This is a genomic window from Pseudomonas sp. EpS/L25 (assembly GCF_001512295.1).
In the GTDB taxonomy this organism is placed as follows: Bacteria; Pseudomonadota; Gammaproteobacteria; order Pseudomonadales; family Pseudomonadaceae; genus Chryseomonas.
In genome coordinates this window covers 67,779-89,565 of record NZ_LNUP01000017.1, presented here as the reverse complement: position 1 = coordinate 89,565, position 21,787 = coordinate 67,779, and the positions used below count along the sequence as shown (strand labels likewise).

Here is a 21,787-nt window from a genome sequence, read left to right as displayed (position 1 = left end):
GGTCGGGCAGCGTGTCCCGAGCTAACCTGAAGACCGTTTTGAGGGCTTATCAATGCCAAGACGTCGTGTAGCGGCCAAGCGCGAAATACTTGACGATCCGAAATACGGAAGCCAGATCCTGGCCAAGTTCATGAACCACGTGATGGAAAGCGGCAAGAAAGCCGTTGCCGAGCGTATCGTTTATGGTGCTCTGGACAAGGTCAAAGAGCGTTCCAAGAATGCCGAACCCCTGGAAGTTTTCGAAAAAGCGCTCGACGCCATCGCTCCGCTGGTCGAAGTGAAGTCCCGCCGTGTTGGCGGTGCTACCTACCAGGTGCCGGTTGAGGTTCGTCCTTCCCGTCGTAATGCCCTGGCCATGCGCTGGCTGGTGGACTCCGCGCGCAAGCGTGGCGAGAAATCCATGGCTCTGCGCCTGGCGGGTGAACTCATGGACGCTTTTGAAGGCAAGGGTGCCGCAGTCAAGAAGCGCGAAGACGTGCATCGCATGGCAGAAGCCAACAAGGCCTTCTCGCACTACCGCTTCTAAGCCTAGCGCTTCCAATCAAGCGAGGACCTTATGGCTCGTACAACCGCTATCAACCGCTATCGGAACATCGGTATCTGCGCCCACGTGGACGCAGGTAAGACGACTACCACCGAGCGGATTCTGTTCTACACCGGCGTGAACCACAAAATGGGTGAGGTTCACGACGGCGCTGCGACCATGGACTGGATGGTGCAGGAGCAGGAGCGTGGTATCACCATCACCTCCGCTGCTACCACCGCGTTCTGGTCCGGTTCGACCAAGCAGTACGACAAGTACCGCGTGAACATCATCGATACCCCCGGCCACGTGGACTTTACCATTGAGGTGGAGCGTTCCCTGCGTGTGCTGGATGGTGCGGTCGTGGTCTTCTGCGGCACTTCCGGTGTCGAGCCTCAGTCCGAAACCGTATGGCGTCAGGCCAACAAGTACGGCGTCCCGCGCATCGTCTACGTCAACAAGATGGACCGTGCCGGCGCCAACTTCCTGCGCGTTGTCGAGCAGATCAAGAAGCGCTTGGGCCACACTCCGGTCCCGGTTCAGCTGGCTATCGGCTCGGAAGAGAACTTCCAGGGCCAGATCGACCTGCTGAAGATGAAGGCCATCTTCTGGAATGACGAAGATCAGGGCATGACCTACCGCGAGGAAGAGATTCCTGCGGAGATGCTGGCCGATGCCGAGCAGTGGCGCTCCAACATGGTCGAGGCCGCTGCCGAGGCCAACGAAGAGCTGATGAACAAGTACCTGGAAGGCGGCGAGCTGTCGATCGACGAGATCAAGGCCGGCCTGCGTCAGCGTACCATCGCCTGCGAAATCGTCCCGGCCGTCTGCGGTTCGTCCTTCAAGAACAAGGGCGTGCCCTTGGTTCTGGACGCCGTGATCGACTTCCTGCCGGCGCCGATCGAGATTCCCGCGATCAAGGGCACTAACCCTGATAACGAGGAAATCACCGACGAGCGTCATGCGGACGACGACGAGCCCTTCTCGGCTCTGGCGTTCAAGATCGCTACCGACCCCTTCGTCGGTACCCTGACCTTCGCTCGCGTCTACTCGGGCGTGCTGAGCTCCGGTGACTCGGTCATCAACTCGGTGAAAGGCAAGAAAGAGCGCGTCGGCCGTATGGTGCAGATGCATGCCAACACCCGTGAAGAGATCAAGGAAGTTCGTGCTGGCGACATCGCCGCCCTGATCGGCATGAAGGACGTCACCACCGGTGACACCCTGTGCTCGATCGAGAAGCCGATCATCCTCGAGCGCATGGACTTCCCGGAGCCGGTGATCTCGGTTGCCGTCGAGCCGAAGACCAAGGCCGACCAGGAGAAGATGGGTATCGCACTGGGCAAGCTGGCCCAGGAAGATCCCTCGTTCCGCGTCAAGACCGACGAAGAGTCCGGTCAGACCATCATCTCCGGCATGGGCGAGCTGCACCTGGACATCCTGGTGGACCGCATGAAGCGCGAATTCGGCGTGGAAGCGAACATCGGTAAGCCTCAGGTCGCCTACCGCGAAACCATCCGCAACACCTGCGAGATCGAAGGCAAGTTCGTTCGCCAGTCGGGTGGTCGTGGTCAGTTCGGTCACTGCTGGATTCGCTTCGCACCGGCTGACGAAGGTCAGGAAGGTCTGGAGTTCGTCAGCGAAGTCGTGGGTGGTGTGATTCCGAAGGAATACATCCCGGCGATCCAGAAAGGCATCGAAGAGCAGATGAAGAACGGCATCGTTGCCGGCTATCCGCTGCTCGGTCTGAAGGCCGCTGTGTTCGACGGTTCCTACCACGACGTCGACTCCAACGAGATGGCGTTCAAGATCGCTGCCTCCATGGCGACCAAGCAGCTCACCCAGAAGGGTGGTGCCGTGCTGCTCGAGCCGATCATGAAGGTCGAGGTCGTGACCCCGGAAGACTACATGGGTGACGTCATGGGCGACCTGAACCGTCGTCGTGGCCTGATCCAGGGTATGGAAGACACCGTGACCGGCAAGGTCATCCGTGCCGAGGTTCCGCTGGGCGAGATGTTTGGCTACGCTACGGATGTCCGCTCCATGTCTCAGGGTCGCGCAAGCTACTCCATGGAGTTCTCCAAGTACGCCGAAGCTCCGTCGAACATCGCCGAAGCCATCATCAAGAAACAAGCTTAATCAGCGCTTTGACTAGAGGTTTTATCTCGTGGCTAAAGAAAAATTCGAACGTAACAAACCGCACCTGAACGTGGGCACCATCGGTCACGTCGACCATGGCAAGACCACGCTGACCGCAGCGCTGACCAAGGTCTGTGCCGACACCTGGGGCGGTTCCGCTCGTGGTTTCGACCAGATCGACAACGCGCCGGAAGAAAAGGCTCGCGGTATCACCATCAACACCTCCCACGTTGAGTACGACTCGGCGATCCGTCACTACGCGCACGTCGACTGCCCCGGCCACGCCGACTACGTGAAGAACATGATCACCGGTGCGGCCCAGATGGACGGCGCGATCCTGGTTTGCTCGGCTGCTGACGGCCCCATGCCGCAGACCCGCGAGCACATCCTGCTGTCCCGTCAGGTAGGCGTTCCCTACATCGTCGTGTTCCTGAACAAGGCCGACATGGTCGACGACGCCGAGCTGCTGGAACTGGTCGAGATGGAAGTTCGCGATCTGCTGAACACCTACGACTTCCCTGGCGACGACACCCCGATCGTGATCGGCTCCGCGCTGATGGCCCTGAACGGCCAGGACGACAACGAGATGGGCGTTTCTGCCGTGCGCAAGCTGGTCGAGACCCTGGACTCCTACATCCCCGAGCCCGAGCGCGCCATCGACAAGCCGTTCCTGATGCCGATCGAAGACGTGTTCTCGATCTCCGGTCGTGGCACCGTGGTAACCGGTCGTGTCGAGCGTGGCATCGTCAAGGTCCAGGAAGAAGTCGAGATCGTGGGCATCAAGGCCACCGTCAAGACCACCTGCACCGGCGTTGAAATGTTCCGCAAGCTGCTGGACGAAGGCCGTGCTGGCGAGAACGTCGGCGTGCTGCTGCGTGGCACCAAGCGTGAAGACGTCGAGCGTGGCCAGGTTCTGGCCAAGCCGGGCACCATCAAGCCGCACACCAAGTTCGAGTGCGAAGTGTACGTGCTGTCCAAGGAAGAAGGCGGTCGTCATACCCCGTTCTTCAAGGGCTACCGTCCGCAGTTCTACTTCCGGACCACCGACGTGACCGGTAACTGCGAGCTGCCGGAAGGCGTCGAGATGGTGATGCCGGGCGACAACATCAAAATGGTTGTCACCCTGATCGCGCCGATCGCGATGGAGGACGGTCTGCGTTTCGCCATCCGTGAAGGCGGTCGTACCGTCGGCGCCGGCGTGGTTGCCAAGATCATCGAGTAATCGGTTGATCTGAAACGAAAAAAGGCCCTTCGGGGCCTTTTTTCTTGCCTCACGAAATTGACAGATGGCAAAAGAGGCGTTCTTGACAGGCGTGAGCGACATCCTTAGAATTGCGCCTCCTTTAATCGGGCACCTTTTTGCCCGAGGGGAAAGCTTGGAGTCTGAGGTCAAATGCAAAATCAACAAATCCGTATTCGGTTGAAGGCTTTTGATCATCGCCTGATCGATCAATCCACCCAGGAAATCGTGGAAACCGCGAAACGTACTGGTGCTCAGGTGCGTGGTCCGATTCCTCTGCCTACCCGCAAGGAACGTTACACAGTGCTGATTTCTCCGCACGTCAACAAGGATGCTCGTGACCAGTACGAAATTCGTACCCACAAGCGCGTGCTCGACATCGTTCAGCCCACCGACAAGACCGTCGATGCGCTGATGAAGCTCGATCTCGCCGCTGGCGTTGAAGTGCAAATCAGCCTCGGCTGAGACCGTCAAGGTTTCAGTCGTGTAACGCTCTGAAATGGGCGGCCATAGCGGGTGAAAGCCCCGTACACTCAAGAGGTTCTCAACATGACGATTGGTTTAGTCGGTCGTAAATGCGGCATGACCCGCGTTTTCACCGAAGAAGGCGTTTCCGTTCCGGTTACGGTCATTGAGATCGAGCCGAATCGTGTAACCCAATTCAAAAGCGAAGAAACCGATGGCTATCGTGCCATTCAGGTGACCGTGGGTGAGCGTCGTGCTTCCCGCGTGACCAAGGCGCAAGCCGGTCACTTCGCCAAGGCCAGCGTTGCTGCTGGTCGTAGCGTCCTCGAATTCCGCCTGGAAGACGGTGAGTACAAGGCCGGTGACGAAGTCACTGTCGCCCTGTTCGAAGCCGGTCAGATGGTTGATGTCACTGGTCAGTCCAAGGGTAAGGGCTACGCCGGTACCATCAAGCGCTGGAACTTCCGTGGTCAGGACAACACCCACGGTAACTCCGTTTCCCACCGTGCACCTGGTTCCATCGGCCAGTGCCAGACTCCTGGTCGTGTGTTCAAGGGCAAGAAAATGTCCGGTCACCTGGGTGCGGAGCGTGTAACCGTTCAGTCGCTGGAAGTCGTGCGTGTAGACGCCGAGCGCAACCTGCTGCTGGTCAAGGGTGCCGTCCCCGGCGCGCCGGGTGGTGACGTGATCGTGCGTCCCGCTGTCAAGGCCCGTGGTTGAGAGGAGAGAGAACATGCAACTCAATGTGAATGGCTCTCAAGCTATCGAAGTCTCCGAGCACACCTTCGGCGGTGAATTCAACGAGACCCTGGTTCACCAGGCAGTCGTGGCCTACATGGCCGGCGGTCGTCAGGGCACCCGTGCCCAGAAGACCCGTTCCGAAGTCCGTGGTGGCGGCAAGAAGCCCTGGCGTCAGAAGGGCAGCGGTCGTGCCCGTGCCGGTACCATCCGCAGCCCCATCTGGCGTTCCGGTGGCGTGGCTTTCGCAGCCAAGCCCCAGGATCACAGCCAGAAGCTGAACAAGAAGATGTACCGCGCTGCACTGCGCTCCATCCTCGCCGAGCTGGTCCGTCTGGATCGTCTGGTCGTGGTTGACGACTTCGCCGTCGACGCACCCAAGACCAAGACCCTGGTCAGCAAGCTGGACGGTCTGGGCCTGAGCGACGTGCTGATCGTGACCGATGCTGTCGACCAGAATCTGTATCTGGCCGCCCGCAACCTGCCTTTCGTCGACGTGCGTGATGTCCAGGGTTCCGACCCGGTCAGCCTGATCGCCTACGACAAGGTGCTGGTCACTGTGTCCGCCGTGAAGAAATTCGAGGAGCTGCTGGCATGAACCAGGAACGCGTATTCAAAGTGCTGCTTGGCCCGCACATCTCCGAGAAGGCCACCATGCTGGCGGACAGCCAGAAGCAGTTCGTATTCAAGGTTGCCACCGATGCAACCAAGCTGGAAATCAAGAAGGCCGTCGAGCAGCTGTTCGAGGTCAAGGTTCGCAGCGTCAGCACCCTGAACGTCCAGGGCAAGACCAAGCGCACCGCTCGTGGTCTGGGCAAGCGTAACGACTGGAAAAAAGCGTACATCGCGCTCCAGCCGGGCCAGGATCTCGACTTTTCCAGCAGCGCCGAGTAATCAGGGGGCATCATGGCAATCGTAAAATGCAAGCCGACCTCCGCTGGCCGCCGCTTTGTGGTCAAGGTGGTCAACGCTGATCTGCACAAGGGCGCTCCTTACGCTCCTTTGCTGGAGAAGAAGAGCAAGTCCGGCGGCCGTAACAACAACGGTCGTATCACCACTCGCCACATCGGCGGTGGTCACAAGCAGCACTACCGTCTGGTCGATTTTCGTCGCAACAAGGATGGCATCCCTGCCGTCGTTGAGCGTATCGAATACGATCCGAACCGTACCGCGCACATCGCTCTGCTGAAGTACGCCGACGGCGAGCGTCGCTACATCATCGCCCCCAAGGGCGTTGCTGCTGGTGATCAGCTCATGTCCGGCGCTGGCGCTCCCATCAAGGCCGGCAACAACCTCCCGCTGCGTAACGTACCGGTCGGTAGCACCATCCACGGCATCGAACTGAAGCCTGGCAAGGGCGCTCAGATCGCTCGTTCCGCCGGTACCTCCGCTCAGCTGGTCGCCCGTGAAGGCGCCTACGTCACCGTGCGTCTGCGCAGCGGTGAGATGCGCAAGGTGCTGTCCGAGTGCCGCGCTACCCTGGGCGAAGTGTCCAATGGCGAGCACAGCCTGCGTTCGCTGGGTAAGGCCGGTGCCACTCGCTGGCGTGGCGTGCGTCCGACCGTTCGTGGTGTTGCCATGAACCCGGTTGATCACCCGCATGGTGGTGGTGAGGGTCGTACTTCCGGTGGCCGTCATCCGGTTTCGCCGTGGGGCGTCAAGACCAAGGGTCTCAAGACGCGCTCCAACAAGCGTACCGACAAGATGATTGTCCGTCGCGGCAAGTAATCAGTAGAGGATTCGACTGTGCCCCGTTCTCTGAAGAAAGGTCCTTTTATCGATCTTCACCTGTTGAAGAAGATCGAAGTCGCGGTGGAAAAGAACGAACGCAAACCGATCAAGACCTGGTCGCGTCGTTCGATGATCCTGCCGCAAATGGTCGGCCTGACCATCGCTGTGCACAACGGTCGTCAACATGTCCCCGTTCTGGTGAACGAAGACATGGTCGGCCACAAACTCGGCGAGTTCGCTGCTACCCGCACCTATCGCGGTCATGCGGCTGACAAGAAAGCCAAGCGTTAAGGGGTAAGGAAGATGGAAGTAGCCGCTAAGCTGTCGGGCGCTCGTATCTCCGCCCAGAAAGCCCGCTTGGTCGCCGACCAGATTCGCGGGAAGAAGGTGGGCGAAGCGCTCAACCTGTTGACTTTCAGCAGCAAGAAAGCCGCTGAAATCATGAAGAAGGTGCTCGAGTCGGCCGTGGCCAACGCCGAGCACAATGAAGGCGCCGATGTGGACGACCTGAAGGTTTCCACTGTCTTCGTAAACGAAGGTCGTTCGCTCAAGCGCATCATGCCGCGTGCCAAAGGTCGTGCTGATCGCATCGTGAAGCGGTCTTGCCATATCACGGTCAAGGTTGCGGACAAGTAACGGAGTCGATCAGATGGGTCAGAAAGTACATCCCAATGGCATTCGCCTGGGCATCGTCAAGGAGCACACCTCGGTCTGGTACGCGGATAAGCGCACTTATGCGGACTATCTGCTGGCCGACCTGAAGGTTCGTGAGTACCTCCAGGACAAACTAAAAAGCGCGTCCGTAAGCCGTATCGATATTCATCGCCCGGCTCAAACCGCACGCATCACCATCCACACCGCCCGTCCCGGTATCGTGATCGGCAAGAAGGGTGAGGATGTCGAGAAGCTGCGTCAGGACCTGACCGCAAGAATGGGTGTGCCCGTGCACATCAACATCGAAGAGATCCGCAAGCCGGAGCTCGACGGTGCCCTGGTTGCGCAGAGCGTTGCGCAGCAGCTTGAGCGTCGTGTGATGTTCCGTCGCGCCATGAAGCGCGCCGTACAGAACGCGATCCGCATTGGTGCCAAAGGCATCAAGATTCAGGTGAGCGGTCGTCTGGGCGGCGCGGAAATCGCCCGTACCGAGTGGTATCGCGAAGGTCGTGTGCCCCTGCACACCCTGCGTGCCGACATCGACTACGCCACTGCGGAAGCCCACACCACCTACGGTGTGATCGGTGTGAAGGTTTGGATCTTCAAAGGTGAGGTCATTGGTGGCCGCCAGGAAGAACTGAAGCCCGTCGCCCCGGCTCCGCGCAAAAAAGCTGCTGCTAAGTAAGGAGTACGCAACATGCTGCAACCCAAGCGTACAAAATTCCGCAAGCAGATGACCGGCCACAACCGTGGTCTGGCTCATCGTGGTAGCAAGGTCAGCTTCGGCGAGTACGCGCTGAAGGCTGTCGGCCGTGGCCGTCTGACCGCTCGCCAGATCGAATCCGCACGTCGTGCGCTGACCCGTCACGTGAAGCGTGGCGGCAAGATCTGGATCCGCGTCTTCCCTGACAAGCCTGTCACCAAGAAGCCTCTCGAAGTGCGGATGGGTAAAGGTAAGGGTAGTGTCGAGTACTGGGTAGCCCAGATCCAGCCGGGCAAGGTCCTGTACGAGATCGAGGGTGTTTCCGAGGATCTGGCTCGTCAGGCATTCGCCCTGGCCGCTGCCAAGCTTCCGCTCGAAACCTCCTTTGTTAAGCGGACGGTGATGTGATGAAAGCGAAAGAATTGCGTGAGAAATCCGTAGAGGAGCTGAACGAGCAGCTTCTCAACCTGCTGCGTGACCAGTTCAATCTGCGTATGCAGAAGGCAACTGGCCAGTTGGGTCAGTCTCACATGCTCTCGCAAGTGAAGCGCGACATCGCTCGCGTCAAGACTGTGCTGAACCAGCAAGCAGGTAAGTGATCATGGCTGAAGCTGAAAAAACTGTCCGTACGCTGACCGGCCGAGTGGTCAGCGACAAGATGGACAAAACCGTCACCGTATTGATCGAGCGTCGCGTCAAGCACCCGATCTACGGTAAATACGTGAAGCGTTCCACCAAACTGCACGCCCACGACGAAACCAATCAGTGCCGCATTGGTGACCTGGTCACCATTCGCGAAACCCGCCCCCTGGCCAAGACCAAGGCGTGGACCCTGGTTGACGTCGTCGAGCGCGCCGTTCAGGTATAAGGGTAGAGAGCCATGATCCAGACTCAATCCATGCTTGACGTCGCCGACAACAGCGGCGCTCGTCGCGTGATGTGCATCAAGGTGCTCGGCGGTTCCCACCGCCGTTACGCCGGCATCGGCGACATCATCAAAGTCACCGTCAAGGAAGCAATTCCGCGCGGCAAGGTGAAGAAAGGTCAGGTGATGACCGCTGTCGTCGTGCGTACCAAGCACGGCGTCCGCCGCACCGACGGTTCCATCATCCGCTTCGACGGTAACGCCGCGGTTCTGCTGAACAACAAGCAAGAGCCGATTGGCACCCGTATCTTTGGGCCGGTGACCCGTGAACTTCGCTCCGAGAAGTTCATGAAGATCGTCTCCCTTGCCCCCGAAGTGCTGTAAGGAGTAGCCGACATGCAAAAGATTCGTCGTGACGACGAGGTAATCGTCATTGCCGGCAAGGACAAGGGCAAACGTGGCAAGGTGCTGAAGGTACTCGCCGATGACCGTCTGGTCGTGGGTGGCGTCAACCTGATCAAGCGCCACACCAAGCCTAACCCCATGCTGGGCGTTCAGGGTGGCATCGTAGAGAAAGAAGCCCCTCTGCATGTCTCCAACGTTGCCATTTTCAACTCCGAGACCAACAAGGCTGACCGTGTTGGTTTCAAAGTCGAAGACGGCAAGAAGATTCGTATCTTCAAGTCGACCCAAAAAGCGGTCCAGGCCTGAAGCTGCTAGGTAGATCACCATGGCACGATTGAAAGAGATTTATCGGAAGGAAATCGCGCCCAAGCTGAAAGAGCAGCTTCAGCTGGGTAACGTGATGGAAGTTCCGCGCATCACCAAGATCACCCTGAACATGGGTCTGGGCGAGGCAGTCGGTGACAAGAAGATCATCGACAACGCTGTAGCTGACCTGGAAAAGATCGCTGGTCAAAAGCCGGTCGTGACTTATGCCCGCAATTCCATTGCTGGCTTCAAGATCCGCGAAGGCTGGCCGATCGGCGTCAAGGTGACCCTGCGTAGCGATCGCATGTACGAATTCCTGGATCGTCTGCTGTCCATCTCCCTGCCGCGCGTGCGTGACTTCCGCGGCCTGAATGCCAAGTCCTTCGATGGTCGTGGCAACTACAGCATGGGCGTGAAAGAGCAGATCATCTTCCCGGAAATCGATTACGACAAGATCGATGCGCTGCGTGGTATGGACATCACCCTGACCACCACCGCTCGTACCGACGAGGAAGGCCGTGCGCTGCTGCGCGCGTTCAACTTCCCGTTCCGTAACTGATTGAGGTCTTCAGATGGCTAAGCAAAGCATGATCAACCGCGAGCTGAAGCGTCAGCAGACGGTTGCCAAGTACACCAAGAAGCGCGCTGAGCTGAAGGCGACCATCGGTAATGTCAACGCATCCCCCGAGGACCGTTGGAACGCCCAGGTCGCCCTGCAGAAGCAGCCCCGTGACGCCAGCGCCAGCCGCCTGCGTAACCGCTGCCGCCTGACCGGTCGTCCGCACGGCGTATACCGCAAGTTCGGTCTGTCCCGCATCAAGCTGCGTGAAGCAGCCATGCGCGGTGACGTGCCCGGCCTGGTGAAGGCCAGCTGGTAACAGCGAGCGCCTTTCATCGCGGTAATTGAATCAAGCCCCTTTTGGGGCTTGATTCGTTTCAGGCCGATCACTAGAATGCTCGGCTCGCCCGAATCGGCCTATTGCCGAGGGGTGATTTTGAGAGCCGGAAGGCTCGTTTCTGTATTAGGAGCTAATAGCCCATGAGTATGCAGGACCCGTTAGCAGACATGCTAACTCGTATCCGTAATGCCCAGATGGCTGAAAAGACCGTCGTAAGCATGCCTTCTTCCAAACTGAAGGCAGCCGTTGCCAAAGTCCTCAAGGACGAAGGTTACATCGCGGATTTTCAGGTCAGCGCGGAATCCAAGCCGTTGCTGTCCATCGAGCTGAAGTACTTCGAAGGCAAGCCTGTCATCGAAGAACTCAAGCGTAGCAGCCGTCCCGGTCTGCGCCAGTACAAAGCCGTTGACCAGCTGCCGAAAGTGCGCGGTGGTCTGGGCGTGTCGATCGTTTCCACTAACAAAGGTGTGATGACTGATCGCGCAGCCCGTGCTGCTGGTGTTGGCGGCGAAGTGCTCTGCACAGTCTTCTAAGGGGAATCAGCATGTCTCGCGTTGCTAAAAACCCCGTAAGACTGCCTGCGGGCGTCGAAGTGAATCTGGCCGGTCAGGCTCTTTCGGTCAAGGGTGCCAAGGGCGCTCTGGAGCTGAAGGTGCATCCCTCGGTCGAAGTGACCCAAGAGTCCGGTGAGCTGCGTTTTGCCGCTCGCAATGGTGACCAGCAGACCCGTGCGATGGCCGGCACTACCCGTGCCCTGGTCAACAACATGGTGATCGGCGTCAGCCAGGGCTTCGAGCGCAAGCTGCAACTGGTCGGTGTGGGCTACAAGGCCCAGGCCAAAGGTCAGGTGCTGAACCTCGCTCTGGGCTTCTCTCACCCCGTGGACTACGAACTGCCGCAAGGCATCACCGCAGAAACCCCCAACCAGACCGACATCCTGATCAAGGGTATCGACAAGCAGCTGGTTGGCCAGGTTGCGGCTGAGATTCGTGGTTTCCGTCCGCCGGAGCCTTACAAGGGCAAAGGTGTACGGTACGCCGACGAAGTCGTCCACCGTAAAGAAGCCAAGAAAAAGTAGGGCATAGCAAATGACCGTCAAGAAAGAAACCCGACTGCGTCGCGCTCGCAAGGCTCGCCTGAAGATGCGCGAACTGGAAGTGGTCCGTCTGTGCGTGTACCGCTCTTCCCAGCACATCTATGCTCAGGTCATCGCGGCCGACGGCAGCAAGGTCCTGGCCAGCGCTTCTACGTTGGACAAAGAACTGCGCGAGAGCGCTACCAGCAACGTCGAGGCGGCCAAGAAAGTTGGTCTGCTGGTCGCCGAGCGTGCCAAGGCCGCTGGCGTTACCCAGGTGGCCTTTGATCGTTCTGGCTTCAAGTACCATGGTCGCGTCAAGGCGCTGGCCGACGCTGCTCGTGAAGGCGGGCTGGAGTTCTAAGTCATGGCAAATAACGATCAAAAGCGCGACGAAGGCTACATCGAGAAGCTGGTTCAAGTTAACCGCGTAGCCAAAACCGTGAAAGGCGGCCGTATCTTCGCCTTCACCGCTCTGACCGTGGTTGGCGATGGCAAGGGCCGCGTTGGCTTCGGCCGTGGCAAGGCGCGTGAAGTGCCTGCTGCCATCCAGAAGGCAATGGAAGCTGCTCGCCGCAACATGATCCAGGTGGATCTGAACGGCACAACCCTGCAGTACCCGGTCAAGGCTGCCCACGGCGCCTCCAAGGTGTACATGCAGCCCGCTTCCGAAGGTACCGGCATCATCGCTGGTGGCGCCATGCGTGCCGTCCTGGAAGTCGCTGGTGTGCAGAACGTCCTGGCCAAGTGCTACGGCTCCACCAACCCGGTAAACGTGGTGTACGCGACCTTCGAAGGTCTCAAGCACATGCAGGCGCCGGAAGCTGTTGCTGCCAAGCGTGGCAAGAGCGTCGAGGAGATTCTCTGATCATGGCTAACGCAACCGTCAAGGTCACGCTGATCAAGAGCGTCCATGGCCGTCTGGCCAATCACAAGGCTTGCGTCAAGGGTCTCGGCCTGCGTCGCATTGGTCATACCGTCGAAGTTCAGGACACCCCTGAAAATCGCGGCATGATCAACAAGGCCTACTACCTTCTGCGTGTGGAGGGTTAAGTCATGAAATTGAATGATCTGCGTTCCGCTCCCGGCGCTCGCCGCGAGAAGCTGCGTCCCGGTCGGGGTATCGGTAGCGGCCTGGGCAAGACCGGTGGCCGTGGCCACAAGGGTCTGACCTCCCGCTCCGGCGGCAAGGTTGCACCGGGCTTCGAGGGCGGCCAGCAGCCGCTGCACCGTCGTCTGCCGAAGTTCGGCTTCGTCTCGCTGAAGGCCCTGGACCGTGCCGAGGTTCGTACCTCCGAGCTGGCCAAGGTTGATGTCGACGTCGTCGATCTGCAGGCACTGAAAGACGCCAACGTGATCAGCCGCGACATCAAGCGTGTCAAGGTTGTGCTGTCCGGCGACGTTACTCGTGCCGTCACCCTGAAGGGCATTGGTGCCACCAAGGGTGCACGTGCAGCCATCGAAGCAGCTGGCGGCAAGATCGAGGAATAAATGGCTAAGCAAGGTGCTCTCTCTGCGCTCAGCAAGAGCGGTGGTATGTCCGAGCTGTGGACCCGCCTCCGATTCCTGTTTCTGGCGATCATCGTCTACAGGATCGGTGCGCACATCCCTGTTCCGGGTATCAATCCCGATCAGCTGGCCGCACTGTTCAGGCAGAACGAGGGGACCATTCTTAGCCTCTTCAACATGTTCTCCGGCGGTGCGCTGGAGCGGATGAGCATCTTTGCCCTTGGGATCATGCCGTACATCTCGGCATCGATCATCATGCAGCTGCTTACCGCGATCAGCCCGCAGCTGGAGCAATTGAAGAAAGAGGGTGAGTCTGGTCGTCGCAAGATCAGCCAGTACACCCGTTACGGCACGCTGGTTCTGGCGCTCGTTCAGGCCACCGGGATGTCGGTAGGACTCGCCAGTCAGGGTGTCGCGTTCAGCGTGGGCTTCAGCTTCTATTTCGTCGCTGTCACCACGTTCGTCGCCGGTGCGCTGTTCATGATGTGGCTCGGTGAGCAGATCACCGAGCGCGGTATCGGTAACGGCATTTCGATGCTGATCTTCGCCGGCATCGTCGCGGGCTTGCCTCGTGCCATCGGTCAGTCCTTCGAGTCGGCACGGCAGGGCGATATCAATATCTTCGCGCTGATCATGGTGGGTGTGGTGGCCGTGGCCATCATTGCCTTCGTGGTGTTCATCGAGCGTGGTCAGCGTCGCATTGCGGTGCACTACGCCAAGCGTCAGCAGGGCCGCAAGGTCTTCGCTGCGCAGAACAGCCATCTGCCGCTCAAGGTGAACATGGCCGGTGTCATTCCGGCTATTTTCGCCAGCAGCATTCTGCTGTTCCCGGCATCGCTCGGTTCGTGGTTCGGTCAGTCCGAAGGTCTTGGTTGGTTGCAGGACGTGGCTCAGGCCATCGCCCCCGGTCAGCCGCTGAACATCTTGCTGTTTAGTGCAGGGATCATCTTCTTCTGCTTCTTCTATACGGCGCTGATGTTCAACCCCAAGGACGTGGCGGAAAACCTGAAGAAATCCGGAGCGTTCATTCCGGGTATTCGTCCAGGTGAGCAGTCTGCGCGCTATATCGATGGCGTGCTGACCCGGCTGACCATGTTCGGTGCCCTGTACATGACGGCGGTGTGCTTGTTGCCCCAGTTCCTGGTGGTCGCGGCGAACGTGCCGTTCTATCTCGGCGGGACCTCGTTGCTGATCGTGGTGGTTGTGGTCATGGACTTCATGTCCCAGGTCCAGTCCCATCTCGTATCTCATCAATACGAGTCCCTGATGAAGAAAGCCAACCTGAAGGGCTACGGCGGCGGCATGATGCGCTGATCCGTTACCCGTAAGGTTAGAGGAGTTGTCATGAAAGTTCGTGCATCGGTCAAGAAGCTGTGCCGTAACTGCAAGATCATTCGGCGCGAAGGCGTCGTACGCGTGATCTGCAGCGCTGAACCGCGTCACAAGCAGCGCCAAGGCTGAGTGTGATCCACGCGTCTAACCCGGCAGCTAGTGTGCTGCCGGGTTGATCATTTGTTCCTACAGCGTTAATATCGCGCGCCCTTTTCTTGGCTTCCGGGGCGTCGGTAGCTGTCAATTGGAGTTTTTCTGAATGGCCCGTATTGCAGGCGTCAACATTCCAGATAACAAGCACACTGTTATCTCGCTGACCTACATCTATGGTGTCGGTCGCACTACCTCTCAGAAGATCTGCGCGGCCACCGGCATCGAGCCGACCGCCAAGATCAAAGAACTGAGCGACGAGCAGGTCGATCAGCTGCGTAACGAGGTCGCCAAAATCCTCACCGAGGGTGACCTGCGCCGCGAAATCAACATGAACATCAAGCGCCTGATGGATCTGGGTTGCTACCGCGGTCTGCGTCACCGCCGTGGTCTGCCGGTCCATGGTCAGCGCACCAAGACCAATGCCCGTACCCGTAAGGGCCCGCGCAAGCCGATCCGCAAGTAATCGCATCCGCGAATCGACAGGAATCTAGTCATGGCAAAACCTGCTGCTCGTCCTCGTAAGAAAGTCAAAAAGACAGTGGTTGATGGCATCGCCCATATCCACGCGTCTTTCAACAACACTATCGTGACCATCACCGATCGTCAGGGCAATGCGTTGTCCTGGGCGACCTCCGGTGGCTCCGGCTTCCGTGGCTCCCGTAAGAGCACTCCGTTCGCTGCCCAGATTGCAGCTGAACGTGCCGGCCAAGCCGCTCTGGAATATGGTCTGAAGAATCTGGACGTGAACGTCAAAGGTCCCGGCCCCGGCCGTGAGTCCGCTGTTCGCGCCCTGAATGCCTGTGGTTACAAGATCGCCAGCATCACCGACGTGACGCCCATCCCGCATAACGGGTGCCGTCCGCCGAAGAAGCGTCGCGTGTAATAGGAGACAGTGAGAAATGGCTCGTTACATTGGTCCCAAGTGCAAACTGTCCCGCCGCGAAGGCACTGACCTCTTCCTGAAGAGCGGCTCCCGTGCCCTCGACTCGAAGTGCAAGCTGGAAACCGTTCCTGGCCAGCATGGTCAGCGTCGCGGTCGTCTGTCCGACTACGGTCTGCAGCTGCGTGAAAAGCAGAAAGTCCGCCGTATCTATGGCGTGCTCGAGCGTCAGTTCGCCGGTTACTACCAGGAAGCTGCCCGTCGCAAGGGCGCAACCGGTGAGAACCTGCTGCAGCTGCTCGAATGCCGTCTGGACAACGTGGTGTATCGCATGGGCTTCGGTGCCACTCGCGCGGAATCGCGCCAGCTGGTCTCCCACAAGTCGATCACCGTCAACGGTCAGACCGTCAACATTCCCTCCTATCAGGTCAAGGTCGGCGACGTCGTCGCGGTCCGCGAAAAGGCCAAGAACCAGCTGCGTATCGCTCAAGCTCTCGAGCTGTGCGGCCAGCGTGGCCGGGTTGAGTGGGTCGAAGTGAGCACCGAGAAAAAGGAAGGCACCTTCAAGAGTGTGCCGGCCCGTGGTGATCTCTCCGCCGACATCAACGAAAACCTGATCGTCGAGCTCTACTCCAAGTAAGGGCTAGAAAGTAGGTGCATCCATGCAGAGTTCGGTAAATGAGTTCCTGACCCCCCGCCATATCGATGTGCAGGCGGTTAGTCAGACCCGTGCCAAGATCACCCTCGAGCCTCTCGAGCGTGGTTTCGGCCATACCTTGGGCAACGCGCTGCGGCGTATCCTGTTGTCCTCCATGCCTGGCTGCGCGGTAGTCGAAGCAGAGATCGACGGAGTCCTGCACGAGTACAGCGCCATCGAAGGCGTGCAGGAAGACGTGATCGAGATCCTGCTCAATCTCAAGGGTCTGGCCATCAAGTTGCACGGCCGTGACGAAGTCACCCTGAGTCTGAGCAAGAAAGGTCAGGGGCCAGTTCTGGCCTCCGACATTCAGGTCGATCACGATGTCGAGATCGTCAACGGTGAGCACGTCATCGCCCACCTGGCGGACAACGGTTCGCTGAACATGAAGCTGAAAATCGCACGCGGTCGTGGCTATGAGCCCGCCGATGCGCGCCAGAGCGAAGAAGACGAGACCCGTGCTATCGGCCGTCTGCAGCTCGACGCTTCGTTCAGTCCGGTTCGTCGCGTGGCGTACGTGGTGGAAAACGCTCGGGTCGAGCAGCGTACCAACCTGGACAAGCTCGTGCTTGACCTGGAAACCAACGGTACTTTGGACCCGGAAGAAGCCATCCGTCGTGCCGCCACTATCCTGCAGCAACAGCTGGCAGCGTTCGTCGACCTCAAGGGCGACAGCGAGCCGGTCGTGGTTGAACAGGAAGACGAGATCGATCCGATCCTGCTGCGTCCGGTAGACGATCTGGAACTGACCGTTCGTTCGGCCAACTGCCTCAAGGCGGAGAACATCTACTACATCGGTGACCTGATTCAGCGTACCGAAGTGGAGCTGCTCAAGACCCCGAACCTGGGCAAGAAGTCCCTGACCGAAATCAAGGACGTTCTGGCCTCGCGTGGTCTGTCGCTCGGTATGCGCCTGGACAACTGGCCCCCTGCAAGCCTTAAGAAGGACGACAAGGCTACTGCCTGATCGTCATTGTTCACCGAACGTTAGTTTGGGAAGGAATTTCAATCATGCGTCATCGTAAAAGTGGTCGTCATCTGAGCCGCACGAGCGCACACCGCAAGGCCATGTTCCAGAACATGGCTGTGTCGCTGTTCGAGCACGAGCTGATCAAAACTACCCTGCCGAAAGCCAAGGAGCTGCGCCGCGTTGCCGAGCCGCTGATCACCCTGGCCAAGGAAGACAGCGTCGCCAACCGTCGTCTGGCTTTCGACCGCACCCGTTCGAAAGCTGCCGTTGGCAAGCTGTTCAACGACCTGGGCAAGCGCTACGCCAACCGTCCGGGTGGCTACCTGCGTATCCTGAAGTGCGGCTTCCGCGCTGGCGACAATGCGCCCATGGCGTACGTCGAGCTGATCGACCGTCCGGTCGGCGGTACCGTGGAACAAGCTGCTGAATAAGTAGCGCTGTTCTGGAAAAAGCCGGGCTCTTGCCCGGCTTTTTCATGCCTGGCGTTTAGCGAGCTGCAAGCAGGGTACTTCTACTTGGATTTTCTATTAGGATGCTAGGATCAATAAATTAGTCCTAAAGTATTGCCTTGGCGATACTTCTCCCACGCGATCAGCAAGCGCTATTCAAAGGGAGACAGCCTGTGACCGATACCAAGATCCTCACTACCGCCAGCGGCATTCCAGTGGCCGACAACCAGAATTCCCGCACCGCCGGCCCGCGCGGTCCGCTGATGCTCGACGACTTCCATCTGATCGAAAAGCTGGCGCACTTCAATCGTGAGGTCATTCCTGAGCGTAGGGTGCATGCCAAGGGCTCCGCTGCCTATGGCACCTTTACCGTGACCCGGGACATTACCCACCTGACCAGCGCCAAGTTGTTCGCCAGCGTGGGCAAGCAGACCGACACCATCCTGCGTTTTTCCACCGTAGGCGGTGAGCGGGGCTCGGCCGATACCGAGCGCGATCCCCGGGGTTTCGCCTTGAAGTTCTATACCGAAGAAGGCAACTGGGACATCGTCGGCAACAACACCCCGGTGTTCTTCATCCGCGATCCGCTGAAGTTTCCGGACTTCATCCATACCCAGAAGCGCGATCCCTGGAGCAACCTGAAGAGTCCGCAGATGATGTGGGACTTCTGGTCGCTGTCGCCGGAATCGCTGCATCAGGTGACCATTCTGTTTTCCGATCGTGGCATTCCGGATGGCTATCGCTTCATGCACGGCTTCGGCAGCCATACCTTCAGCCTGATCAACGCCCAGGGTGAGCGACATTTCGTGAAGTTTCACTTCAAGAGCCAGCAGGGCATCAGGAACCTGGCGCCCGCCGAGGCGGCGCGGCTGGCCGGAACCGATCCGGACTACAGCCAGCGTGACCTGTTCCAGGCCATCGAGCGCGGCGACTTTCCACGCTGGACCCTGTGCATCCAGGTGATGACCGAGCAGGAGGCGGCCAGTCGCACGGAGAATCCTTTCGATGTGACCAAGGTCTGGTCGCAGCGGGATTATCCGCTGCAGGAAGTCGGGGTGCTGGAGCTGAACCGCAATCCGCAGAACTACTTCGCCGAGGTGGAGCAGGCGTCCTTCGCCCCGAGCAATGTGGTGCCGGGCGTGGGGCTGTCGCCAGACCGGATGCTGCAGGGCCGGGTGTTCGCCTATGCCGATGCCCAGCGCTATCGGGTGGGGACCAACTACCAGCAGTTGCCGGTCAACGCGCCGCGCTGCCCCTATGCCAACAACCAGCGTGACGGTGCCATGAGATTCGATGGCAATGGCGGTTCCCAGCCGAACTACGAGCCCAACAGCCAGGGCCATACGCCCAGGCAGGCACCGCAGTACCGCGAGCCGGCGCTGAACTTCGCCGGCCCGGCCGATCGCTACGATCATCGGGTGGACGAGGATTACTACAGCCAGGCCGGCGCGCTGTTCCGCCTGATGAGCGCGGACCAGCGGGCGCTGCTGATCGATAATATCGCCGGTGCCTTGGGCGCGGTGAGCCGTGACGTCCAGCTGCGCCAGATCGGCCATTTCCTCAAGGCGGACCCGGCCTATGGCCAGGGCGTTGCCGTCGGCCTGGGGATAGAGCCCAACGAAGTCGCCTGACGCGAGGGCGAAGAAAGCCCGGTTGATGCCGGGCTTTTTTTCGTCGGTTAAAAAAATGGAGGAAAGGCTGTCTCGGACGCCGCTTGCGACGTCGCAGTGCTAAGGTTCGCAACAAGCGCGAAAACACGAGGCTACCCCTTCCGTCATGACTCTGTTTGGAATGTCTTTGCGCCAGCTGTGGGCGCACGAGAAGGCCAGCTACGGTGTGCGGGTCTTCATCGCCTTGAGTGGCGCCATGGCCGTCTGCTGGTCGCTGAACGATCTGCGGGCGCTGTCACCGGTGTTTCTCGGCATCATCGCCAGTGCCCTGGCGGAGACCGACGACAGCTGGCTGGGACGTCTGAAGTCGCTGGTGGTGACGCTGCTGTGCTTCGCAGTGGCGGCCTTTTCCGTGGAGTTGCTGTTCCCCTATCCCTGGATCTTCGCGCTGGGCCTGGGCCTGGCTACCTTCAGCCTGACCATGCTGGGGGCCATCGGTGAGCGCTATGCGTCGATCGCCCAGGCCACGGTCATCCTGTCGATCTACGCCATGATCGGCGTGGACCAGCGTCTCGGTACCCAGATGCCGCTCTGGTACGAACCCGTGCATCTGCTGGCCGGGGCCCTGTGGTACGGCGTGTTGTCGGTGCTCTGGTGCACCCTCTTCGCCCATCAGCCCGTGCGCCAGAGTCTGTACGCCCTCTATGGCGAGCTGGGGATCTTCCTGAAGCTCAAGGCCGAGATGCTCGAGCCGGTGCGCGGCGTCGACCTGCATCAAAGGCGCGTGGTGCTGGCACAGCAGAATGGCAAGGTGGTGCAGGCGCTGAACCAGGCCAAGGCGACCATCCTCAGCCGTTTCGGTCGCTCGGGACGACCCGGGGCGCGGTCGGGGCGCTACTTCCGGCTGTATTTCATGGCCCAGGACATCCATGAGCGCGCCAGCTCGTCGCACTATCCCTACAGCGCGCTCACCGAGGCCTTCTTCCACAGCGACATCCTGTTTCGCTGCCAGCGGCTGCTCAAGTTGCAGGCCGCTGCCTGTTTCAACCTGGGCGAGGCGATCAGGCTTGGCCAACCCTTCGAGTATGGCCAGCAGAGCCAGCAGGGCCTGACCGATCTGCAGGCGTCTCTGGAGTATCTCAAGCAGCAGCAGAATCCGCGCTGGCGGGGTCTGTTGCGTTCCCTGGACCTGCTCGGCCACAACCTTTCGACCCTGGAGCGGCAGTTCTCAGAGGCCGGTACCAGTGACTCAGGCGCGGCGGATCTCGATACCAGCCTGCTCGATCCCGCGGCGCGCTCCCTGCGCGAGGTGTTCCAGCGCATCCGCCTGCAGCTCACGCCCACCTCGCTGCTGTTCCGCCATGGATTACGGATGGCGCTGGCGCTGATGGCCGGCTATGGCGTGCTGCATCTGATCCATCCGGTGAACGGTTACTGGATCCTGCTCACCACGGTGTTCGTCTGTCGACCGCAGTACGGGGCCACGCGGGTGCGGCTGGTACAGCGGATCGTCGGCACGGTGATCGGGTTGCTGCTGGGCAGCGCCTTGCTGGAGCTGTTCACTCAGCCGGAGATCCAGCTGCTGCTGGCCCTGGTGGGCGGACTGGTGTTCTTCGTCACCCGAACGGATCGCTACACCATAGCCACCGCAGCCATCACCCTGATGGTGCTGTTCTGCTTCAACCAGGTGGGCAATGGCTTCATGCTGATCTGGCCGCGGCTGATCGATACGCTGCTCGGCTGCCTGATCGCGGTGTTGGCGGTGTTCTTCATCCTGCCGGACTGGCAGGGGCGCCGCCTGCATGTGGTGATGGCCAACACCCTGCGTACCAATGCGCTGTACCTGCGGCGCCTGCACGAGCAGTACCGCACCGGCAAGCGTGATGACCTCGACTATCGAGTGGCGCGGCGCAATGCACACAATGCCGATGCCACCCTGTCCGCCGCCTTGGCGAACATGTTGCGCGATCCCGGGCATTTCCGCCGTAATCTGGAGGCAGGTTTCCGTTACCTGGCACTGTCCAACACCCTGCTGGGCTACCTGTCGGCCTTGGGCGCGCATCGGCGACAGCTGGAAGCCGCCGAACAGGATGTCCTGGTGGAGCGCGCGGTCACCCGTATCGCCGAGGGCCTGGAGGCCATCGCCGCGGCCGTGGCGGAGCGACGTAGCCTGGCGCCGACGGCCGAGGAGGAGAACCTGCTGGCCGACGAGCTGGAAGCTGCGGCGGACGTGAATGACGATGGCTACCGGCTGGTCTGTACCCAGCTGGCGCTGATCTGTCGCCTGCTGCCGAATCTCAAGAGCGCCGCCAACCATACATTGCGCGAACAAACCCGCGAAGAGCCGGCGGCGGGGACTGCCGATGCTTGAGCAAGGCTGGCGCGACGCGCTATGTTGATCGATGTGCGTCGAATGTCTCGACGTCTGTTTCTGCTGGTCTGAAGGC

At 59.8% G+C, this 21,787-nt stretch carries 33 protein-coding genes; all 33 read left to right on the top strand.

What is annotated here, in order from left to right:
- Positions 1 to 52: 52 nt before the first annotated feature.
- The 33 genes from rpsG to yccS all read left to right on the top strand — a co-directional run bounded on the left by rpsG (position 53) and on the right by yccS (position 21,711).
- Positions 53 to 526 carry a 30S ribosomal protein S7 gene (gene rpsG, locus AR540_RS22225; RefSeq protein WP_007163088.1) on the top strand — a complete coding sequence of 158 codons (474 nt, stop codon included), beginning with the start codon at positions 53 to 55 and terminating at the stop codon, positions 524 to 526.
- Between the two features lie 30 nt (positions 527 to 556).
- Positions 557 to 2,659: an elongation factor G gene (gene fusA, locus AR540_RS22220; protein WP_059232155.1), complete on the top strand. Its 2,103-nt coding sequence runs from the start codon at positions 557 to 559 to the stop codon at positions 2,657 to 2,659.
- Between the two features lie 28 nt (positions 2,660 to 2,687).
- On the top strand, positions 2,688 to 3,881 hold the full coding sequence (tuf, locus tag AR540_RS22215; RefSeq protein ID WP_058766819.1) for an elongation factor Tu: 1,194 nt from the start codon (positions 2,688 to 2,690) through the stop codon (positions 3,879 to 3,881).
- A 171-nt stretch (positions 3,882 to 4,052) separates the two neighbouring features.
- Entirely contained in the window at positions 4,053 to 4,364 is a 312-nt protein-coding gene (gene rpsJ, locus AR540_RS22210) for a 30S ribosomal protein S10 (protein ID WP_003243886.1), read from the top strand.
- An 84-nt stretch (positions 4,365 to 4,448) separates the two neighbouring features.
- Positions 4,449 to 5,084, top strand: coding sequence for a 50S ribosomal protein L3 (gene rplC / locus AR540_RS22205; RefSeq protein WP_007161251.1), 636 nt, complete (start codon positions 4,449 to 4,451; stop codon positions 5,082 to 5,084).
- A gap of 13 nt (positions 5,085 to 5,097) precedes the next feature.
- Positions 5,098 to 5,700 carry a 50S ribosomal protein L4 gene (gene rplD / locus AR540_RS22200; protein ID WP_017640279.1) on the top strand — a complete coding sequence of 201 codons (603 nt, stop codon included), beginning with the start codon at positions 5,098 to 5,100 and terminating at the stop codon, positions 5,698 to 5,700.
- Positions 5,697 to 5,996 (top strand): 50S ribosomal protein L23, encoded by a 300-nt coding sequence (gene rplW, locus AR540_RS22195; protein WP_007161249.1) that lies wholly within the window; start codon positions 5,697 to 5,699, stop codon positions 5,994 to 5,996. Before rplD ends, rplW begins: the two co-directional genes overlap by 4 nt.
- 12 nt (positions 5,997 to 6,008) lie before the next feature.
- Positions 6,009 to 6,830 carry a 50S ribosomal protein L2 gene (gene rplB, locus AR540_RS22190; RefSeq protein ID WP_059232154.1) on the top strand — a complete coding sequence of 274 codons (822 nt, stop codon included), beginning with the start codon at positions 6,009 to 6,011 and terminating at the stop codon, positions 6,828 to 6,830.
- An 18-nt stretch (positions 6,831 to 6,848) separates the two neighbouring features.
- The gene (gene rpsS, locus AR540_RS22185; RefSeq protein WP_007161247.1) at positions 6,849 to 7,124 is read left to right on the top strand and encodes a 30S ribosomal protein S19; all 276 of its coding nucleotides are present in this window, start codon (positions 6,849 to 6,851) and stop codon (positions 7,122 to 7,124) included.
- 12 nt (positions 7,125 to 7,136) lie between these two features.
- Positions 7,137 to 7,469 (top strand): 50S ribosomal protein L22, encoded by a 333-nt coding sequence (gene rplV, locus AR540_RS22180; protein ID WP_007161246.1) that lies wholly within the window; start codon positions 7,137 to 7,139, stop codon positions 7,467 to 7,469.
- Between the two features lie 13 nt (positions 7,470 to 7,482).
- A complete protein-coding gene (gene rpsC / locus AR540_RS22175) occupies positions 7,483 to 8,172 on the top strand; it encodes a 30S ribosomal protein S3 (protein WP_007161245.1) in 690 nt (229 codons plus the stop codon).
- Between the two features lie 12 nt (positions 8,173 to 8,184).
- Entirely contained in the window at positions 8,185 to 8,598 is a 414-nt protein-coding gene (gene rplP / locus AR540_RS22170; RefSeq protein ID WP_017640282.1) for a 50S ribosomal protein L16, read from the top strand.
- Positions 8,598 to 8,789, top strand: coding sequence for a 50S ribosomal protein L29 (rpmC, locus tag AR540_RS22165; RefSeq protein WP_059232153.1), 192 nt, complete (start codon positions 8,598 to 8,600; stop codon positions 8,787 to 8,789). Before rplP ends, rpmC begins: the two co-directional genes overlap by 1 nt.
- Before the next feature lie 2 nt (positions 8,790 to 8,791).
- Positions 8,792 to 9,058 carry a 30S ribosomal protein S17 gene (gene rpsQ, locus AR540_RS22160; protein ID WP_007161242.1) on the top strand — a complete coding sequence of 89 codons (267 nt, stop codon included), beginning with the start codon at positions 8,792 to 8,794 and terminating at the stop codon, positions 9,056 to 9,058.
- 12 nt (positions 9,059 to 9,070) lie between these two features.
- Entirely contained in the window at positions 9,071 to 9,439 is a 369-nt protein-coding gene (rplN, locus tag AR540_RS22155; protein WP_007161241.1) for a 50S ribosomal protein L14, read from the top strand.
- Between the two features lie 12 nt (positions 9,440 to 9,451).
- Entirely contained in the window at positions 9,452 to 9,766 is a 315-nt protein-coding gene (rplX, locus tag AR540_RS22150; RefSeq protein WP_017640283.1) for a 50S ribosomal protein L24, read from the top strand.
- Between the two features lie 19 nt (positions 9,767 to 9,785).
- Positions 9,786 to 10,325, top strand: a complete 540-nt coding sequence (gene rplE, locus AR540_RS22145) for a 50S ribosomal protein L5 (RefSeq protein ID WP_007161239.1) — start codon at positions 9,786 to 9,788, stop codon at positions 10,323 to 10,325.
- 13 nt (positions 10,326 to 10,338) lie between these two features.
- On the top strand, positions 10,339 to 10,644 hold the full coding sequence (rpsN, locus tag AR540_RS22140; protein WP_059232152.1) for a 30S ribosomal protein S14: 306 nt from the start codon (positions 10,339 to 10,341) through the stop codon (positions 10,642 to 10,644).
- A gap of 161 nt (positions 10,645 to 10,805) precedes the next feature.
- Complete coding sequence (gene rpsH, locus AR540_RS22135) at positions 10,806 to 11,198, top strand: 30S ribosomal protein S8 (protein WP_059232151.1); 393 nt, start codon at positions 10,806 to 10,808, stop codon at positions 11,196 to 11,198.
- Between the two features lie 11 nt (positions 11,199 to 11,209).
- Positions 11,210 to 11,743: a 50S ribosomal protein L6 gene (gene rplF, locus AR540_RS22130; RefSeq protein ID WP_059232150.1), complete on the top strand. Its 534-nt coding sequence runs from the start codon at positions 11,210 to 11,212 to the stop codon at positions 11,741 to 11,743.
- A gap of 10 nt (positions 11,744 to 11,753) precedes the next feature.
- Complete coding sequence (gene rplR, locus AR540_RS22125; RefSeq protein WP_007161235.1) at positions 11,754 to 12,104, top strand: 50S ribosomal protein L18; 351 nt, start codon at positions 11,754 to 11,756, stop codon at positions 12,102 to 12,104.
- Between the two features lie 3 nt (positions 12,105 to 12,107).
- Entirely contained in the window at positions 12,108 to 12,608 is a 501-nt protein-coding gene (gene rpsE / locus AR540_RS22120) for a 30S ribosomal protein S5 (protein WP_058760892.1), read from the top strand.
- Positions 12,609 to 12,610: 2 nt separating this feature from the next.
- Positions 12,611 to 12,793: a 50S ribosomal protein L30 gene (gene rpmD, locus AR540_RS22115; protein ID WP_007161233.1), complete on the top strand. Its 183-nt coding sequence runs from the start codon at positions 12,611 to 12,613 to the stop codon at positions 12,791 to 12,793.
- A 3-nt stretch (positions 12,794 to 12,796) separates the two neighbouring features.
- Complete coding sequence (gene rplO, locus AR540_RS22110) at positions 12,797 to 13,231, top strand: 50S ribosomal protein L15 (protein WP_007161232.1); 435 nt, start codon at positions 12,797 to 12,799, stop codon at positions 13,229 to 13,231.
- Positions 13,232 to 14,563: a preprotein translocase subunit SecY gene (gene secY, locus AR540_RS22105; protein ID WP_059232149.1), complete on the top strand. Its 1,332-nt coding sequence runs from the start codon at positions 13,232 to 13,234 to the stop codon at positions 14,561 to 14,563.
- A 30-nt stretch (positions 14,564 to 14,593) separates the two neighbouring features.
- Entirely contained in the window at positions 14,594 to 14,710 is a 117-nt protein-coding gene (gene rpmJ, locus AR540_RS22100; RefSeq protein ID WP_002555468.1) for a 50S ribosomal protein L36, read from the top strand.
- A gap of 130 nt (positions 14,711 to 14,840) precedes the next feature.
- Positions 14,841 to 15,197 carry a 30S ribosomal protein S13 gene (rpsM, locus tag AR540_RS22095; protein WP_059232148.1) on the top strand — a complete coding sequence of 119 codons (357 nt, stop codon included), beginning with the start codon at positions 14,841 to 14,843 and terminating at the stop codon, positions 15,195 to 15,197.
- Between the two features lie 30 nt (positions 15,198 to 15,227).
- Positions 15,228 to 15,617: a 30S ribosomal protein S11 gene (gene rpsK, locus AR540_RS22090; protein WP_003281811.1), complete on the top strand. Its 390-nt coding sequence runs from the start codon at positions 15,228 to 15,230 to the stop codon at positions 15,615 to 15,617.
- 16 nt (positions 15,618 to 15,633) lie between these two features.
- Positions 15,634 to 16,254 (top strand): 30S ribosomal protein S4, encoded by a 621-nt coding sequence (gene rpsD / locus AR540_RS22085; RefSeq protein WP_059232147.1) that lies wholly within the window; start codon positions 15,634 to 15,636, stop codon positions 16,252 to 16,254.
- A gap of 22 nt (positions 16,255 to 16,276) precedes the next feature.
- Positions 16,277 to 17,278, top strand: a complete 1,002-nt coding sequence (locus AR540_RS22080; protein ID WP_027599182.1) for a DNA-directed RNA polymerase subunit alpha — start codon at positions 16,277 to 16,279, stop codon at positions 17,276 to 17,278.
- Positions 17,279 to 17,322: 44 nt separating this feature from the next.
- The gene (gene rplQ / locus AR540_RS22075) at positions 17,323 to 17,712 is read left to right on the top strand and encodes a 50S ribosomal protein L17 (protein WP_007161227.1); all 390 of its coding nucleotides are present in this window, start codon (positions 17,323 to 17,325) and stop codon (positions 17,710 to 17,712) included.
- Positions 17,713 to 17,903: 191 nt separating this feature from the next.
- Positions 17,904 to 19,361, top strand: coding sequence for a catalase (locus AR540_RS22070; RefSeq protein WP_059232146.1), 1,458 nt, complete (start codon positions 17,904 to 17,906; stop codon positions 19,359 to 19,361).
- 160 nt (positions 19,362 to 19,521) lie between these two features.
- A complete protein-coding gene (gene yccS / locus AR540_RS22065) occupies positions 19,522 to 21,711 on the top strand; it encodes a YccS family putative transporter (RefSeq protein ID WP_236712112.1) in 2,190 nt (729 codons plus the stop codon).
- Positions 21,712 to 21,787: the final 76 nt, after the last annotated feature.